Here is a 16,218-nt window from a genome sequence, read left to right as displayed (position 1 = left end):
CAAACGAAGTGGTGAAAAACAAAAGAAAAAAGCCCTTAAGACAGGGCTTTTTGTAAAACATTCGACAAACGGGCAAATTCCTCAATGGATAATGACTCGCCGCGGCGCTTTCCATCAATGTCTGCTATTTGAAGTGCTTCTTCAATGATCGCTTTATGTTGCTTTCCATCAGGTAAGTTGTTCATGAGATTATTCATCAATGTTTTTCGGCGCTGACCAAAGCTCGCACGGATCAATTGAAAGAAAAACTCATTATTTTCTACTGAGACAGCAGGCGTTTCACGAACAGTTAGCTTGATCACAGCCGAATCGACATTTGGCTGTGGAACGAAAACCGTTTTAGGCACAACCATCACCGTTTTCGCTTCCGTATAGTATTGAACTGCGATAGACAGCGAATTGTATTCCTTTGATGAAGGGACAGCGGCCATACGATCTGCTACTTCTTTTTGCAGCATAACCACAATCCCTTTCAATGGAAGGTATTCTTCAAGCAGTTTCATAATAATCGGTGTCGTCACGTAATATGGAAGGTTCGCGACCACCATCACTTCTTTACAGTCAGCAAAATTTTCCTCGATGACCTTCCTCACATCCGCCTTTAATACGTCTTGATGAATGATCGTAACATTATCATACGGAGAAAGCGTATCGTTTAAAATGGGCAATAAACGCTGATCGATTTCAAACGCGGTGACTTTCTTTGCACGCTTAGCGAGCTGCTCGGTCAATGCACCGATACCAGGCCCAATCTCAATCACGCCGGTCTCATCCGTCACCTCTGCGTGATCGACAATACGATCGAGTATATTTGTATCAATTAAAAAGTTCTGCCCTAAGCTCTTTTTAAAAGAGAAACCGTATTTCTTCAGTATTTCCTTCGTTCTGATGGGTGTCGCTATATCTTTATTCATCGGCTTCCTCCTGCATGACGGTCTTTAAGGCCGCAATAAAATCATGTTTGGTTATTTGGAACATGTGAAGGCGCTTATGCAGCTGCTTCGCATTGGTATATCCTATATTTAATAGCACACCTAGTCGTTCTCGGCGGCGTTTCGATGATTCGCCTCCAATTAGGCCTGCGTCAAATAAGTCATCTAATGTAATGTCACTTTCCGTTACTTCCATTTCCTCATGGACATGGGCAAGGCATTCCCGAATACTGTCCAAGGAAGCATGCTCGACACCAATTCCTTTGTCCCGCTTCGCCTTCGCAAGATGTTTTGGCAAAAATGCGTGCTTACAGCCAGGAACCGCTTCTGCGATGGTTTTCCGGATCTTCTCCCCAGGGAAATCAGGATCAGTTAAAATAATGACCCCTCTCGTCTCCTGAGCAAGACGCACTTGTTGAATAACTGTATCGCCAATGGCTGATCCGTTTGTTTCGATCGTATCTGCATCAACTGCCATCTTCACTCTCGCAGTGTCGTCACGACCTTCCACCACAATGATTTCTTTGATTTTCATGTATTCCTCCGCTTGCAAAAACAATAAACAATTTTTGGTTAAAAAAACGAAACCTTTTATGCTGTTTTTGCGTCTAATTAATTAGAAAACAGTGCTTCTATTATAACCAAAAAAACAGAGGGTGCGCAAAGCCCTCTGTTCATATAAATGATTTGATGTGTTTATTTGAGTACTCTAATTTTCACTCGTTTATTTCCCCATTGATAAGCTGCCGACTTATTTGGGACGAACACATCAATTTTATTCCCTTTTATAGCAGATCCAGTGTCTGATGCAACGGCATATCCATAGCCTTCCACATACACTTTAGAGCCTAGCGGAATGACACTCGGATCAACTGCTATGACCTTTGCACCTGGATTTGATTTTAAATTATAGCCTGTTGACGTTCTGCCCGTACATCCAGCACAGCTCGCTGTATAGGCTGTCGACGCCACATAAAATTCTTTTCCTGACGATTCATTGCTTCTTGAAACGGCAGGTGTCGCTTTAGGCTCTTTTTGGGACTCTTGTGTACCAATGGCCACTAAACGATCCTTGCTATCTTTTTCAGTCACTTCTTTAATCAATTCTTTAGACACCACTTTGCCGTTTTCTTTCACAATGGCATAGTGCTTCTTCAATTTACCTTCTTCACCTTTTTTAAGCACCTTCTCTTTACCTTTTTCAAGAGAACGATCCTTTTTATGTTTGGTATCAAAAGCAATTTTCTCTTCCACTACATCGGTGACTTTTTCCACCCGAGTGATCTGGATATCTGCGCTTTTTTTAGAAATATGACTATGTAACGCAGGTTTGATCTTATCGTGCTTCTTGAGCTTCAGCTCTTGTTGCTTTAAAAAGTCAGCGACCGTAGTCGAAGTGGTCCACACTTTTTTCTCTTTTCCTCCATCATTTACGCTGACCTGGAAGGCCTGCTCAACCACAAGATCCATATCCTTTTTAATCTTGTCATTCTTTCCTGGAGTTACTTGATCGTGCTTCCCAATATCTATCTTCTCATTCTTCAATAATGCTCCTACCGTCTGATCTGTTGTCCATATCGTTTTCTCTTTCCCATCTAGGGTCAGATGAACCGGTATAGCCGCATCATACACAATGTTCATGTTGTCTTCAATCTTTGTATTTAGACTTGGAGAGATATGATCCTCCACCTTGGTCTTTATTCCAAGGTCTGAAAGCAGCTGTGCTACTGTCTCTTCATGTGTACGAATTGTCTTCTCTTTACCATTGATTGAAATGGTAATAGACTGCTTAGTGAGCTCATGCGCACCGTAAGCCGTCCCAGTTCCAGCTAAAAGCAAGCAAACAACTAGTAATAAAACCTTGCCTTTTCCTAGCTTAACAGAAAACAGATTTTTCATTTTTTGTACGATGAAAAACGCCTCCTTCTCCTCGGAGAGATTATATAGAGTATCTCAAAACCTGTCAACCCTTCCACCCACTGTACAAAAATGCTCGATTGTACCCCTATTATGGGAGTTTAATGGAAGGAAGGGAAGAAAGACTTATCGACAACTTATCCTATGAAGAGGCGTAAACGTGTAGAACATTTTCGTTATGTTTCACAAATGGACAAGCTTAAACAAGGATTGACATCATATACTGTCAGTTTATACCGAAAACTTTTTTCGCATTTTTTGTGGTCACTTCAGCAAGCTCTTCAAAGCTTATATCTCGTAACTCTGCAATCTGTTCTGCGATATATTTCACATAACTCGGCTCGTTGCGTTTTCCTCTAAATGGCGCTGGCGTTAAGTATGGGCAGTCTGTTTCAATTAAAAGTCGGTCACTTGGTATGTCCTTGACAACTTCCTTCGGTTTTTTGGCATTTTTAAATGTCACGGGTCCACCGAATGAAATATAAAAGTTCATATCCATACACGCTTTTGCGATTTCTAGGCTGCCAGTAAAGCAATGCATAATCCCTCCAACTTCAGCCGCTCCCTCTTCCTTTAAGATCGTCACGACATCTTCCGTTGCGTCACGATTATGAATAATGATTGGAAGATTCACTTCTTTCGCAAGAGCAATTTGACGTCTAAAGACTTCTTTTTGTACATCTTTTGGCGACTTGTCCCAATAGTAATCCAGACCCATTTCTCCAATCGCAACGACTTTTTCATGTTGAGATAATTCTTTGATCCACAGCAAATCCTCATCTGTCATATCGATGGCGTCGACTGGGTGCCAGCCAATGGCTGCATAGATGAAATCATACTCTTCAATTAATTCCATTGCTCTCGTAATTGTCGAGCGGTCAAACCCTACCACCACGATTTTTTCGACTTTTTCACTCTTCGCTCTTTCGATCACCTGCTCTAAGTCTTCATTATATTGTTCCGCATTTAAGTGGGCATGTGTATCAAATAACATCGTTGATTGCTCCTTTCGACAATTCTTCTAAAAAACAAAAGGTGTTCGACGAAATGTTACACGTGGAACACCTTTGTTGATTTATAAAATTTTTGTTCCATTCGCTAGAGATTGATCCACTTCAAGAACCTGCAATTTCCCGCTAGTTTCTCCAGTTAAAATCATTCCCTGGGAAATTTCCCCTCTGAGTTTAACTGGTGTGAGATTCGCTACACAGACGAGCTTCTTCCCTACTAATTCCTCAGGTTGATAATGCTTGGCTATCCCTGAAACAATTTGTCTCTTTTCAAATCCAAAATCAAGCTGTAGCTTTAAGAGACGATCTGCTTTTTTCACTGGGGCTGCTTCCAGTACCTGTGCGACTCGAAGATCAACTTTTGAGAAATCATCAAAAGCAATTTCTGCTCCCAGCTCAGGTAATTCCGTTTCTTCTATTTCCACTTTCTCTTCTTCTACCTTAGGTGCACTTCCCTGCATTTTTTCTTTAATGTAGGCTACTTCTTCTTCAACCTCTAAACGCGGGAACAAAGGCTCGCCTTTTTGTACCGTCGCTTGTTGAATCGCACCGAAAGATAGAATGCTATCCCAGCTTTTAAGCTTCTCTTCTTCAATGCCAAGCTGGAAGAAGATTTTCTCAGGTGTTTTCGTTAGGAATGGCGTTAAGAGCACTGCTGTGATGCGCAATGATTCTGCTAAATGATACATGACAGAATGCAGCTCTTTTCGTTTTGTTTCATCCTTTGCCAGCACCCAAGGAGCTGTCTGGTCAATATACTTATTGGTTCTGCTGATTAATGTCCAAACATTTGAAAGAGCCACCGAGAATTCAAGATTTCTCATCGCTTCTTCATAGGCTTTGACTGTTTGCTCAGCTACTGCTTTAAGTTCCTCATCAAACTCATTAACTGGACCCTTATAGCTGCTTAATGTCCCGTCAAAATATTTTTGTACCATCGCAACTGTACGGTTAAGCAAGTTACCTAAATCATTGGCAAGATCATAGTTTACACGTTCCACGAATCCTTCTGGTGTAAACACACCATCCGCACCAAATGGTACTTCACGAAGGAGGTAATAACGAAGGGCATCAAGACCGTAGCGATCAATTAATGTGACCGGATCTACTACGTTCCCTTTTGATTTAGACATCTTACCATCTTTCATCAGCAGCCAGCCGTGTGCGAAAATTTGTTTCGGCAGCGGCAGATCGAGTGCCATCAGCATAATTGGCCAATAAATCGTATGGAAACGAACAATTTCTTTCCCTACGAGATGCACGTTGGCAGGCCAATATTTTTTATATTTTTCATCCTGATCAGTTCCGTAACCAATCGCAGTTAAATAGTTGAACAACGCATCAATCCATACATAGATGACGTGCTTTGGATTGTTTGGAACTTTAATTCCCCAGTCAAAGGTTGTTCTTGATACAGCTAGATCCTCTAAACCTGGTTTGATGAAGTTATTGATCATTTCATTCTTTCTTGATTCAGGCTGAATGAACGTTGGATTCTTTTCGTAATAGTCTAGTAAACGATCCGCATACTTACTCATACGGAAGAAATATGATTCCTCTTTAATTAATTCGACAGGATGTCCGCTGTCAGGGCTTTTCCCGCCAGTGACTTCTCCTTTTTCATTCCGCTCAACATCCACAAGCTGTGTTTCCGTATAGAATGTCTCATCAGGAATACTGTACCAGCCTTCATATTGATCTAAATAAATATCACCTTGATCAAGTAGCTTTTGAAACACTTGCTCAATGATTTTCGTGTGTCTTTTTTCTGTTGTACGGATGAAATCATCATTGGAAATGTCGAGTTTCTTCCATAGTGATTGAATGTCTGCTACGACCGGATCTAAATACTCGATCGGTGTGATGTTTTGTTCTTCAGCTTTTTGCTGAATTTTTTGTCCGTGCTCATCTGTACCCGTTAAATACATCACATCATAGCCTTGAAGACGTTTATAACGAGCCATAGCATCCCCTGCTACTGTCGTATAAGCATGTCCAATATGTAATTTTCCGCTCGGATAGTAAATAGGTGTTGTCAGATAGAACGTTTTTTTCTTTTCCGGCATGTTGGAACCTCCTGCGTGTGTGTAAAAGTCAAAAACTCCCGCCCAATGGACGAGAGCGGTTATCATCATTACATGAAAATGTGTTAGATCCATTTATTAAATTTTGCACTTGTGCTTTCTCTATGATACCATCTTAGCCTTTAAGATCAAGCATATATACATAGAACAAGATGAAATGATCGAAAAAGATGAGTTTTTCAAAAAAACGACAAACCCGTCGACATTTTGTCGAATATTGTCGTATGAAATCTATCTCCAGATTTACAATTGTCTAATTTAGGGCAAAAGTCTTGTTAATCTGAACTCGTTATTTCTCATATTTTCATAGAAAAAACCCGCAAAATCCTTATAAATCAGTAGTTTCAAGGTCTTTTGACTTTAAGAGTCATATTTTACAAACAATAGTAAACAAAATGATTGACGATTTATGGAAACCTTGTTATGCTATGAATGTAAGGAATTTGTCGAATAATGACGAAGATAATATTATATTAAGAATAAGAACTCTTTGGGAGGAGAATGAAGATGAAATCTACAGGTATTGTACGTAAAGTTGACGAATTAGGGCGCGTGGTGATTCCAATCGAACTTCGCCGTACTCTAGGAATCGCTGAAAAAGACGCTTTGGAAATTTATGTTGATGATGAAAAAATTATCCTAAAAAAATATAAACCAAACATGACTTGCCAAGTTACAGGTGAAGTATCAGACGATAACCTTAAACTTGCTAATGGTAAATTAGTTCTTAGCCGTGAAGGTGCAGAGCAAATCATTAACGAAATCCAAAACCAACTTCAATCACAAAAATAAGTTTGATATAAAAAAGGTTCTTGCACCGTTTGCAAGAACCTTTCTTTATTGTTCAATATGATAGGCATCGTATATGGTGCGCTTTGGTACACCGCGTTCGACGGCTGCATGTTTAATGGCTTCCTTCGACGTTAATCCTTCCTCTATGTAATGGATTACGTGTTCCTTTTCAGATAAGGACTTCCACCAGGCTTCTTCATTTAGCTCTTCTTCATCTTGATCGTTACCTTGTACGACAAGACAGAATTCACCTCGGATTTGATTCTCTACCGCCCATGTCAGCACAGACTCTAAATCTCCACGAATAAACTCTTCAAATTTTTTCGTTAGTTCTCTCGTAATGGCGATATTCCGGTTGCCCCATACTTCCTTCATCAAAGTCAGCGTTTCTTTTAACCGATGAGGCGCTTCATAGAAAATGATTGTTTCTTGACGCTTCTTCAATGCTTCGAGCTGTTTTTTCTTTTCCTTTTTTTGTCGGTCGAGAAATCCATAAAAGAAAAATGGCTGCGGCGTGATCCCTGAGGCAATGAGTGCTGTAAGTGCAGCATTTGCTCCAGGTAACGGAACGACATAACCGCCGATATTCGTAAAGTCTCGGACCACTTCAGCACCTGGATCAGAAATTGTCGGTAAACCAGCATCGCTCACGAGTGCGACGTTTTTTCCTTCTTTTAACCATTCGATCAACTTGTGGCCGCTACTGTCTTTGTTATGCTCATGATAACTCGTTAATGGTGTATCAATTTCATAGACATGACAAAGTTTTTTCGTTTGTCTTGTATCCTCTGCGGCAATATAGTCTACAGCTTTTAATGTTTGTATGGCTCGAAACGTCATATCTTCTAAATTGCCAATTGGGGTTGGGACGAGATATAGAATGCCCATATCTGATTGACCATCAAAGCTTTTCTGTGTTTTCATGTGCCGCCTCCTTTTCAATACGCATTTCTTCTATATAAAGATCTTTCTTTTTCCGTGTCCACGTTTTAAAACGATATTCTTGCTGCATGGCTTCTCTTTTGGTTGCAAAACATTCATGATAATACAGTTCAACTGGCCGTCTGGCTCTTGTATACTTTGCTCCCTTTCCACTATTGTGGGTCGTCAGTCTTTTTTGCAAATCATTTGTATAACCTGCATATAGGCTGCCGTCTGCACATTTCAATACATAGAAATAATGATTATGCTTCTCCATACAGTATCGTCCTGATTTCCTCAGTATACTCTTGATCATCTCCATAAACAAAAAGAGGCGGGAGAATTTTCAGATCTGGTTTTCCATCTTTTATCCCCTCTACTAAGATGGTATTGGCTTCCTTACCCTGTTTTGGATAAACAAATTGAATTCGTTTTGGCTCAATTCGGTACTTCTTCATCAATTCCACAATCTCAAGTAGCCGGCCAGGCCGATGAACCATCGCCAGTTTCCCTCCTTGCTTCAGCAGCGTGGAAGAAACGCGAATGACATCTTCTAATGTACAATGAATTTCATGCCGAGCAATGGCCAAGTATTCATTTTCATTGATTTCTTCCTTAGAAGGTGTCTTAAAATATGGTGGATTACATGTGATGACATCTACTTTGTGATTGCCGTAGCGTGCTGGCATATCATTCAGATCGCCATGAATCAGTTCTATCTGCTTTTCAAGTTGATTATACGCCACACTTCTTTTTGCCATATCAAACAGCCGTTCTTGAATTTCGACCCCAGTAATGGAAGCCTTAGATCGAGTCGAAAGCAGCAATGGCACAATGCCATTTCCCGTGCAAAGATCAATGATCTCTCCTTTTTGGATGGGCACATACGCAAATTTTGCTAATAAGACTGCGTCCAATGAAAAGGCGAAAACCGTTTTACTTTGAATAATCTTCATATCTTCGGCGAGCAAATAATCTAATCGTTCATCTTCTCTTAACGAAACCATGATGTATCCTTTCTTTTCCTGTGAAAAAGGCTTCCGATTCAGCGGAAGCCTTTTCTCATTTTTTATTTAAAAATGACAGACAGAACAAACAGTCTCCCTCTTTACGTATGCTCCCATAATGTACATTGCAAATATGGAAGCCCTCCTGATATAACCGAGCCAGGTTATCATGACCTTCTCCTATATCAGAATGACCTGGTTTCTGAGCAGAATCATTCTCTGTCTCAGACGATTTGTCCCGATCGGACTGATCCAGACGTTCACGCAAGTGCTGATTCTCCATCTGCAGCTGATGATTTTCTTCAATCACTTCACCGATATGATTTTTCAAATCACCTAACTGGCGATAAAGAGAACCGATTTGTTCTTCTAAATTAATTACCGTATCAAATAGTTCCTTTTTATCCAAGGTGGCACACCTCGTTACTCAGTTGTTTGTGCAGATACAACGCCTTCTTGTAATAATTCTTCCCAAGTATATTCTACCACTTTTTCTTGCCCGGTTAATTCAACTTGCAAAATTCGTTCTAAAATGTTGAGCCCTACTACCTTTGCAGAGCCACTAGATGTTTGAATCGTTTCACCGATATCAGGCAATTGTTCTTTCGCTGTTTCATACTCATCATTCTCATACTTCAAGCAGCACATCAAACGACCGCAAAGCCCTGAAATTTTTGTGGGATTTAGCGACAAGTTTTGATCTTTTGCCATCTTAATGGATACTGGTTCAAAGTCTCCTAAGAATGTCGAACAGCAAAGCATTCGCCCGCAAGGTCCTATGCCACCCAGCATTTTCGCCTCGTCTCTTACACCAATCTGGCGAAGTTCAATTCTCGTTTTGAAGATCGATGCAAGATCCTTCACTAGCTCGCGGAAATCTACTCTGCCATCCGCTGTGAAGTAGAAGATGACCTTGTTTCGGTCAAATGTAAATTCAACATCAACCAGCTTCATTTCAAGGCCATGTTCACTTACCTTCTGAAGACATGTATCAAAGGCTGTCATCGCTGCATCTTTGTTTTCCTCAACGATGAGCCGGTCTCGTTCATCTGCTACACGAATCACCTTACGCAGAGGAAGAACGACATCGTGTTCATCTACTTTTTTATTAGCGATGACCACTTGTCCGTACTCAACACCTCTGACCGTCTCTACAATGACACAACTATCATTTTCTATATGAAATCCATTAGGATCGAAATAATAGATTTTGCCCGCTTTTTTAAAGCGAACACCAATTACGTTGTACAAGCTTATCCCTCCTGCAACATCAACACCAATTGCTCCATCAGCCCTTGGGCATTCACGTTGGATTGAAGTCTCTTTTTCGCTTCTAATACAGCAAGGATCTGGTTCGTCACCATCTGCTGTGTGGAATGCAGCGCGTGCTGCTTCATTGTCTGGAATAAGTCTTGATAAATGACTTTATCTTCATTTCCTATTTGAATCGACAATACATCACGATATATAAATAAAAGCATATCCAGACCTGTTTCTTGAAGGTCTTTCTCTTTGAAAAAAGGCATCCATTGATCTTGTATATAAAAAAATGCATGTTCTTTTCGCTGGTGTAAGACTTCATACAATTTTATCACTTTCGCTCTAGACTCTGCAAACTGATCATTTCGACTTAATTCGAGTGCTTCTGCTAAATTGTTGGTTAAATTCGACAAAAGCCTTGCAAGATGTTGAGATACGCCTTCTTGTAATAGCTGCTGCTCCAAGGATTGTGGCTGCAGCGGCTGAAAGCTGAGCATCTGACATCTTGAAATAATCGTATCCAATATTTTATGCGATTGCTCAGTGATTAAAATTGCCATCGTTTCCCGGTTAGGCTCCTCTAGGAACTTTAATAAACTGTTCGCGGCATTGACCGTCATTTTGTCCGCATGAAGAATGATATACATTTTTCGGTGAGATTCCACACCTGCTTTTGTAAATTCCTCTTGCAATGCCTGTACTTGCGCTTTCTTAATTGATTGACCATCAGGCTGCACGAGATGTAAATCGGGATGGTTTCCTGACTCAATCCTTTTGCAGTTTTGACAGGATTCACACGGTTTCACTCCTGATTCCAAGCAAAAAAAGCTCTTAGCCAAAAGCATCGCAGCATCCCGCTTACCAGTCCCTTTTTTTCCTTCAAATAAGTAGGCATGCGCAAGTCGGTCTTTATCAATACTATTAAAAATCAGCCGCATGACGCGCGGCTGCAAATCATTCATGTCATCCCAGCTAATCGCCATGTTATCACTCTCTATGTGTAAAGGTTAATCAATAAACCTTTTATTTCTCCAATACGTTCAAGCAAATCAATAGATGGCTTCTCTTGGTCCATCATATCCTCTGTTAATTCAATCAGCTTTTCATCTAATGCTTTGACTAAAGCGAGTGTACGCGTGTTGCCATAAATGTCAAAGCTTCTTGATGTTTCTATATTTAACCCATTATCGACTGTCTCTTTCACAAAGCGCTTCACAAGACCTTTAAACCTAGCCAAGTCCTTTAAGTTTCGTGACTTTGTCAGCTTTTTACCGAACACTTCGATATCACTCAGCATAACCGTCAGCTGCTCTAAGCGCATTTTGCCGCTTTGCGTCTCCATCGATGCTTTAAAGGAGGCAGATGTCTGGCTTCCTTTCATGCCTTGGAGTTCACGCTTTTCTAAAAGCAGCCGCATATCTTGATTAATTTTCACAGCAACCCATCCTTAGAATTGATGAAATTGTTCAACTGGCAGAATAAAGACAGTAGCTCCACCAACTTCAACCTCAACAGGGTATGGTACATATGAATCTGCGTTACCACCCATTGGAGATACAGGTGCAATCATTTGATCACGTTTGCGGCAATTTTCTTTTATAAGCTGCAATGCTTTATCCACTCGGACATCATCACAACCAATGATAAAAGTCGTATTCCCAGACTTTAAAAACCCACCAGTTGAAGCTAATTTTGTCACGCCGAATTGATGTTCAGTCAATATTTTCAACAACTTGCTGCTATCTTGGTCCTGTACAACGGCAACAATTAATTTCATTTGATTGGCCTCCTTTGTTTTAGGCACAGGTGACATGCCGATGTCTTCCTCTATATTATAACAACGATTGGGAATGAGGTCATTTTTGATTTTTCTTTAATGTGTCCTGAATCACTCGAAGTACTTCTTCATAGACATTTTGCATTGGCTGAGAAGCATCCACTACATGGAATCGTTCTGGTGATTGCGCAATAAGTAGTTCATAGCCTTCTCTGACCAACTGGTGGAAATTCAGCGTCTCCATGTCTAATCGATTCTTTTCTCTTCCTTGATTGGCGTGAATTCGCTTTAGCCCTTCCTCAGGTGTAATGGAAAAGTAAATCGTCATTTGCGGCATCGTGCCATCAATAGCAAAGTCGTTAATTGATCTGACTTGGTCAATTCCAAGCCCTCTCGCATAGCCTTGATAAGCAAGAGAGCTATCAACAAAACGATCACACAAGACTGTCTCTCCGCGCTGCAATGCCGGTTCTACCTTTTCAGCCAAATGCTGCCTTCTTGCTGCTGCATACAGCAATGCCTCTGTTTTCGCGTCCATTTTTGTATTTTTTTCATTTAAAATGACTTCACGGATCTGCTCAGCAATGTCAATGCCGCCCGGCTCGCGTGTCGCCATCACTGCATATCCTTGACGTTCCATTTCTTCGTACACTTTTCGTATCACTGTCGTTTTTCCGGCACCCTCTGGCCCTTCAAACGTAATAAACATACCGCTCATAGTGTCTCCTCTTCTATATAAACATATAATTTTCTCAGATGAATGACCTGACTTGCTTGAATATGAACCTCGTGACCAAGCAAACGGCTTAACGCTTCAATTTGTTCTTTTTCAATACGCTCTCCCTTAATCATCAAAGGAATTCCAGGTGGATAGGGAATAATGGATTCTGCACTCATCCGGCCTGCTGCATGTTCAAATGGGACAGCCTCTATATCTTGATTTTGTTCATCAGTCTCAATAGATACCGTCTCATTTTGGGTATATTTTTTTCCTTTGAGCAATGAATCACTTTGCTTAAGAGCCTGCTCGATCCGCTTGAAAGGGACGTCCTTCCTCTGTTCTAAGCTAAGTACAAGTAAAACCTGATGTTCGTCCGCAAGCTCTGGATGAACATCCACTGATTCAAGCACCTGCTTTAGTTCGTAACCAGTCAGTCCTTTTGTTGATCGAATGACGCATTTTAAAGGATCGGAATGTAGCGAGTCAGGTTCAACCACTTCAAGATGGGTCAGACGGTTGAACTGATCTTTCAGCTCTGTCAGTTCTTTCATGATTACATCCAATGTCCCTTTTCCTTTGATCTCCTCGACATAAGCTCTTGCTACATCTAATGAGGCCATAATTGGATAAGAGGGCGAACTACTTTGAAGCATCGTGAGCAAGGTTTTCAAACGCTTCGCATCGATTCGGTCCCCTTGAAGATGAAGATAGGAACCCATCGTCATTGCCGGAAGGGTTTTATGTGCTGATTGTACCACCACGTCCGCTCCATAGGAAAGAGCAGATAGAGGAAAGGCACCGCCTAATACAAAATGCGCCCCATGTGCCTCATCAACCAAAACAACCATACCTGCTTCATGACACATGTGAATCAGCTTTGATAAATCAGCTGCATGTCCGTAGTAGTTCGGATAAGTCAAAACGATTGCCCGGCAATGAGGATGTCTTGCTATGGCTTTTCTCACTGTATCATCCGTCACATGTGTTGGAACGTGCAAGTGTGCGTCTATCTCAGCGTCTATCAGAATAGGCGTTGCCCCTGCAAGCTCGATCGCATGAAAGACAGACTTATGGCAATTACGCTGAACAAAAATCTCGTCTCCCGTGCGGCATGCTGTCATCACCATCGCCAAATTTCCAACTGTTGTGCCATTCACAAGGAAGAAGCTTTGATCTGAACCATATAGCTTAGTCAATAAATGTTCTGCCTCTTGGATGACCCCAGTCGGGTGATGAAGATCATCTAGGCCTTCAAGCTCCGTCACATCCAATTGAAGGATTGAAGCATAGTGAGACCGTGCCTCATCAAAAAAGACATCTCCATTGTGATGTCCTGGAACGTGAAAAGAATAAGGCTTCTTTTCCGCATGCTGTGCTAATGCTGTATATAAAGGTGTTCTCAAACAAATCGACCCTTTTCACTTTAACGATATCTTAAGTCTATTATAACGTCCAAACAAGTGAACCGAAAGATGGTTTCTCATTCCTTTATTGGATTCGCCAACTGCTGCTCTGCCTCATACATACTGCTTTTCAATTGAGCTCGCTCTTGGCTTCCATGCTCTTTCACCTGTAACGTTTCCTGTAATGTTTCAGCTAATTGACGTTGAACCTTTTTCAAGGTATCTATAGGGGCTAAAGATACCTCTTCAAGAATCTGCCCCTGCTGTTTCGATACATTTTCATATGTTTTTTGGATTCGGTCCTCAAGAGCTGAATTGGCCCGCTGCTGAATATGCGTTAATGCAATCGACATTTGGTTGATCCATAGAGGAATAGATGCTGAAACAGTTGATTGAATGTGATTGGCCAATGTATGATTCGTATGCTGGATCATCCGAATTTGAGCATTACATTGCAATGCAATTTGCCGGCTTAACAGCAAATCATACTTTCGTTCCTTTAGTCTCTCCACATACTCTTCTTCATTGACTTCTTGACTCATCAATTGCTCCTCTAACGTCCGTTCAACAGAAAGTTGCGTTTCTGAAAGAGGCTGTTGCTCTAACGTTGTCATTTTCGCTTCAACTGCGGCAACCTGCATCGTCATCTCTTGAAAATATGTTTGATTTTCTTCAAATAAACGCTCTAGTAACATATGGTCCGAGATTAATACGCCTCTTGCATAACGAAGCCTTGCTGACAATCTCTCGATCTGTGATTTTGCATGTTGAAAACGTGATATGATCTCCTGAGTAGATCGCTTATCCCGTTGAAACCATTTCAAAAAAAAGCCCTGTTTCTTTGGCACTAAATCCTCAGGCTCCACTACATGTAGCTGCTGCAAAAAAGCCTCCAGCACGTCTCCTATTTGATCAATATCTTTTTTCTCAACATATTTCATCATCTGTTGTGATTGTTCCAATAGTCGTTCCTGCACACGTGTACCATAGAAAAGGAGCTTTTGCGTATTTTCAGGGATCTGCTGAGCTCGCTGCACAGCTTCGTTTTTCTCTTCATCAGATAAGGTATCAAACACCCGAAACTGAAGATCTGTATTGGGGATAGGCGGTGTTGTGGCGTGATCTTCCGGTTTCATCGAGTTTGACTCCTTTCATCTATTTCTTCATCATTTTATCAGCTACTTCAAGCTCAATATGAAGAGCTTCTATATCTCTTCCTAACACTTGCTGCAAATCATTCGTCAATTGCTTTTGCAGCTCTGTCAATGTCACTCGGGTTTGGCTCAATGTCATTTCCAGCTCATGACTACGATTGGGCTGATTATACAATAGTGCATATTTCTCAGTTAGTTCAACGACAGAATCCAAGCTTTCAAAATAAAAACGCTGTGCATCATAAAAGCGATTAGGCTCTTTTTTTGTTATTGTATGGATTCGTCGTGCAAGCCGAAAAATTTCATAATTATGTTTGATCGTTTGTACGTTTTTCACAGCAAATAAAGCTTTTTTTAAACGCACAAGCTTTTGTCCTGCTTCTTTTAAATGCTGTTTGATATATACATAATCACTCCGAGACAGTCCGTGTTTCTTTAAAAACAATTGGAAAGCAGTCCATCTGCTCCCTACAAACATCACGCCCCACCCAATCATCGCATACAGTATCGATAATCCAGCATGATGATGGAAAACCCCTATACTGACGGTTAAAATCACAAGCGAAAAAAAAGTAGAGAGGATGGCCCATATAAATGTATAAAAGATTGATTTCATGTTCATCGACTCCTATGAATAATCAGGCTCTCTGTTTATCTTATTATGAATTACGGATGATGTCCAAACTAAGTTCCAAAAAACAAGCCCAATCCTTCATAGCTCATAAAAAAAGACCATCTAGTGGTCTATGAATACAAAGGCGGCGTATGAAGATTTTTAAGCTTTCTTACATAATCGGAATAGCTAGGATCCGAGGTCGATGTAGAAATTAACTTTCGCTCACAGTCGCGGCACAAAAACTGATGATATAAATAAATTCCCTTTGTCTTTTTCTCTTCACAAATCAAACAAATCGCTTCTCGCTCTTTTATGCTCATTGTGACACCTCCACTTATAGCTTCAGTATGCCCTAGCGCTTTCAATTGTATACAAAATTAAGAATGTTTTAGATGGTAGTTTAGTATATGTATCCATGTCAGATCGGGTGTTTGTTCCTTTTCTTAAAAAACAAAAAAGACCAGTTCCAAATGGAACTGATCCTTAGAAAAGCTTGGCGGCGTCCTACTCTCACAGGGGGAGACCCCCAACTACCATCGGCGCTGAAGAGCTTAACTTCCGTGTTCGGTATGGGAACGGGTGTGACCTCTTCGCTATCGCCACCAAACCTGATGGAGAGAATGT

At 40.9% G+C, this 16,218-nt stretch carries 19 protein-coding genes and 1 rRNA gene; 1 reads left to right on the top strand and 19 read right to left on the bottom strand.

Annotated elements, in window-relative coordinates; translation table 11 throughout:
• Positions 1-35: 35 nt before the first annotated feature.
• From rsmA to metG, 5 genes are all read right to left on the bottom strand, one after another.
• The gene (gene rsmA, locus MHI11_RS00280; protein WP_340960172.1) at positions 36-914 is read right to left on the bottom strand and encodes a 16S rRNA (adenine(1518)-N(6)/adenine(1519)-N(6))-dimethyltransferase RsmA; all 879 of its coding nucleotides are present in this window, start codon (positions 912-914) and stop codon (positions 36-38) included.
• A complete protein-coding gene (gene rnmV, locus MHI11_RS00275; protein WP_012008650.1) occupies positions 907-1,467 on the bottom strand; it encodes a ribonuclease M5 in 561 nt (186 codons plus the stop codon). The genes rsmA and rnmV overlap by 8 nt, the downstream gene beginning before the upstream one ends.
• Positions 1,468-1,628: 161 nt before the next feature.
• A complete protein-coding gene (locus MHI11_RS00270; protein WP_106066824.1) occupies positions 1,629-2,831 on the bottom strand; it encodes a G5 and 3D domain-containing protein in 1,203 nt (400 codons plus the stop codon).
• Between the two features lie 244 nt (positions 2,832-3,075).
• Positions 3,076-3,843 carry a TatD family hydrolase gene (locus MHI11_RS00265; RefSeq protein WP_065097665.1) on the bottom strand — a complete coding sequence of 256 codons (768 nt, stop codon included), beginning with the start codon at positions 3,841-3,843 and terminating at the stop codon, positions 3,076-3,078.
• An 81-nt stretch (positions 3,844-3,924) separates the two neighbouring features.
• Positions 3,925-5,925: a methionine--tRNA ligase gene (gene metG / locus MHI11_RS00260; protein ID WP_268506960.1), complete on the bottom strand. Its 2,001-nt coding sequence runs from the start codon at positions 5,923-5,925 to the stop codon at positions 3,925-3,927.
• Between the two features lie 519 nt (positions 5,926-6,444).
• On the opposite strand from metG, the gene MHI11_RS00255 reads away from it, so the two are divergent.
• Complete coding sequence (locus tag MHI11_RS00255; protein WP_087975202.1) at positions 6,445-6,735, top strand: AbrB/MazE/SpoVT family DNA-binding domain-containing protein; 291 nt, start codon at positions 6,445-6,447, stop codon at positions 6,733-6,735.
• A gap of 45 nt (positions 6,736-6,780) precedes the next feature.
• Here the strand turns inward: MHI11_RS00255 and rsmI are convergent, their stop codons facing one another.
• From rsmI to rrf, 14 genes are all read right to left on the bottom strand, one after another.
• A complete protein-coding gene (gene rsmI / locus MHI11_RS00250; RefSeq protein ID WP_268506962.1) occupies positions 6,781-7,659 on the bottom strand; it encodes a 16S rRNA (cytidine(1402)-2'-O)-methyltransferase in 879 nt (292 codons plus the stop codon).
• Positions 7,637-7,933, bottom strand: coding sequence for a GIY-YIG nuclease family protein (locus MHI11_RS00245; RefSeq protein WP_003217970.1), 297 nt, complete (start codon positions 7,931-7,933; stop codon positions 7,637-7,639). The genes rsmI and MHI11_RS00245 overlap by 23 nt, the downstream gene beginning before the upstream one ends.
• Positions 7,920-8,663: a tRNA1(Val) (adenine(37)-N6)-methyltransferase gene (locus MHI11_RS00240; protein WP_044140390.1), complete on the bottom strand. Its 744-nt coding sequence runs from the start codon at positions 8,661-8,663 to the stop codon at positions 7,920-7,922. The genes MHI11_RS00245 and MHI11_RS00240 overlap by 14 nt, the downstream gene beginning before the upstream one ends.
• Before the next feature lie 55 nt (positions 8,664-8,718).
• The gene (yabA, locus tag MHI11_RS00235) at positions 8,719-9,072 is read right to left on the bottom strand and encodes a DNA replication initiation control protein YabA (protein ID WP_003217957.1); all 354 of its coding nucleotides are present in this window, start codon (positions 9,070-9,072) and stop codon (positions 8,719-8,721) included.
• Between the two features lie 14 nt (positions 9,073-9,086).
• Positions 9,087-9,914: a PSP1 domain-containing protein gene (locus tag MHI11_RS00230; RefSeq protein WP_340960171.1), complete on the bottom strand. Its 828-nt coding sequence runs from the start codon at positions 9,912-9,914 to the stop codon at positions 9,087-9,089.
• Between the two features lie 2 nt (positions 9,915-9,916).
• Positions 9,917-10,906, bottom strand: coding sequence for a DNA polymerase III subunit delta' (holB, locus tag MHI11_RS00225; protein ID WP_340960170.1), 990 nt, complete (start codon positions 10,904-10,906; stop codon positions 9,917-9,919).
• 11 nt (positions 10,907-10,917) lie between these two features.
• Entirely contained in the window at positions 10,918-11,358 is a 441-nt protein-coding gene (locus MHI11_RS00220; protein WP_044140388.1) for a YaaR family protein, read from the bottom strand.
• Between the two features lie 12 nt (positions 11,359-11,370).
• The gene (locus tag MHI11_RS00215) at positions 11,371-11,700 is read right to left on the bottom strand and encodes a cyclic-di-AMP receptor (protein ID WP_012008640.1); all 330 of its coding nucleotides are present in this window, start codon (positions 11,698-11,700) and stop codon (positions 11,371-11,373) included.
• A gap of 79 nt (positions 11,701-11,779) precedes the next feature.
• Complete coding sequence (tmk, locus tag MHI11_RS00210; RefSeq protein WP_044140387.1) at positions 11,780-12,418, bottom strand: dTMP kinase; 639 nt, start codon at positions 12,416-12,418, stop codon at positions 11,780-11,782.
• Positions 12,415-13,824 (bottom strand): aminotransferase class I/II-fold pyridoxal phosphate-dependent enzyme, encoded by a 1,410-nt coding sequence (locus MHI11_RS00205; RefSeq protein ID WP_268506970.1) that lies wholly within the window; start codon positions 13,822-13,824, stop codon positions 12,415-12,417. The genes tmk and MHI11_RS00205 overlap by 4 nt, the downstream gene beginning before the upstream one ends.
• A gap of 77 nt (positions 13,825-13,901) precedes the next feature.
• Positions 13,902-14,960: a toxic anion resistance protein gene (locus MHI11_RS00200; protein WP_268506972.1), complete on the bottom strand. Its 1,059-nt coding sequence runs from the start codon at positions 14,958-14,960 to the stop codon at positions 13,902-13,904.
• Positions 14,961-14,979: 19 nt separating this feature from the next.
• Positions 14,980-15,594 carry a 5-bromo-4-chloroindolyl phosphate hydrolysis family protein gene (locus MHI11_RS00195; RefSeq protein WP_268506974.1) on the bottom strand — a complete coding sequence of 205 codons (615 nt, stop codon included), beginning with the start codon at positions 15,592-15,594 and terminating at the stop codon, positions 14,980-14,982.
• Positions 15,595-15,722: 128 nt separating this feature from the next.
• Entirely contained in the window at positions 15,723-15,914 is a 192-nt protein-coding gene (locus MHI11_RS00190) for a sigma factor G inhibitor Gin (RefSeq protein WP_044140383.1), read from the bottom strand.
• A 171-nt stretch (positions 15,915-16,085) separates the two neighbouring features.
• Positions 16,086-16,201 (bottom strand): 5S ribosomal RNA (gene rrf / locus MHI11_RS00185).
• Positions 16,202-16,218: the final 17 nt, after the last annotated feature.

The organism is Bacillus sp. FSL K6-3312 (assembly GCF_038007485.1).
In the GTDB taxonomy this organism is placed as follows: domain Bacteria; phylum Bacillota; class Bacilli; order Bacillales; family Bacillaceae; genus Bacillus; species Bacillus pumilus.
The sequence above is the reverse complement of the archived record's forward strand: the minus strand, read 5'-3'. Positions and strand labels throughout refer to the sequence as shown.

Bases quoted from the DNA above. Each gene is read 5' to 3' on its own strand.
- rsmA (WP_340960172.1), bottom strand. From the start codon at position 914: ATGAATAAAGATATAGCGACACCCATCAGAACGAAGGAAATACTGAAG.
- rnmV (WP_012008650.1), bottom strand. From the start codon at position 1,467: ATGAAAATCAAAGAAATCATTGTGGTGGAAGGTCGTGACGACACTGCG.
- MHI11_RS00270 (WP_106066824.1), bottom strand. From the start codon at position 2,831: ATGAAAAATCTGTTTTCTGTTAAGCTAGGAAAAGGCAAGGTTTTATTA.
- MHI11_RS00265 (WP_065097665.1), bottom strand. From the start codon at position 3,843: ATGTTATTTGATACACATGCCCACTTAAATGCGGAACAATATAATGAA.
- metG (WP_268506960.1), bottom strand. From the start codon at position 5,925: ATGCCGGAAAAGAAAAAAACGTTCTATCTGACAACACCTATTTACTAT.
- MHI11_RS00255 (WP_087975202.1), top strand. From the start codon at position 6,445: ATGAAGATGAAATCTACAGGTATTGTACGTAAAGTTGACGAATTAGGG.
- rsmI (WP_268506962.1), bottom strand. From the start codon at position 7,659: ATGAAAACACAGAAAAGCTTTGATGGTCAATCAGATATGGGCATTCTA.
- MHI11_RS00245 (WP_003217970.1), bottom strand. From the start codon at position 7,933: ATGGAGAAGCATAATCATTATTTCTATGTATTGAAATGTGCAGACGGC.
- MHI11_RS00240 (WP_044140390.1), bottom strand. From the start codon at position 8,663: ATGGTTTCGTTAAGAGAAGATGAACGATTAGATTATTTGCTCGCCGAA.
- holB (WP_340960170.1), bottom strand. From the start codon at position 10,906: ATGGCGATTAGCTGGGATGACATGAATGATTTGCAGCCGCGCGTCATG.
- MHI11_RS00215 (WP_012008640.1), bottom strand. From the start codon at position 11,700: ATGAAATTAATTGTTGCCGTTGTACAGGACCAAGATAGCAGCAAGTTG.
- tmk (WP_044140387.1), bottom strand. From the start codon at position 12,418: ATGAGCGGTATGTTTATTACGTTTGAAGGGCCAGAGGGTGCCGGAAAA.
- MHI11_RS00200 (WP_268506972.1), bottom strand. From the start codon at position 14,960: ATGAAACCGGAAGATCACGCCACAACACCGCCTATCCCCAATACAGAT.
- MHI11_RS00195 (WP_268506974.1), bottom strand. From the start codon at position 15,594: ATGAAATCAATCTTTTATACATTTATATGGGCCATCCTCTCTACTTTT.
- MHI11_RS00190 (WP_044140383.1), bottom strand. From the start codon at position 15,914: ATGAGCATAAAAGAGCGAGAAGCGATTTGTTTGATTTGTGAAGAGAAA.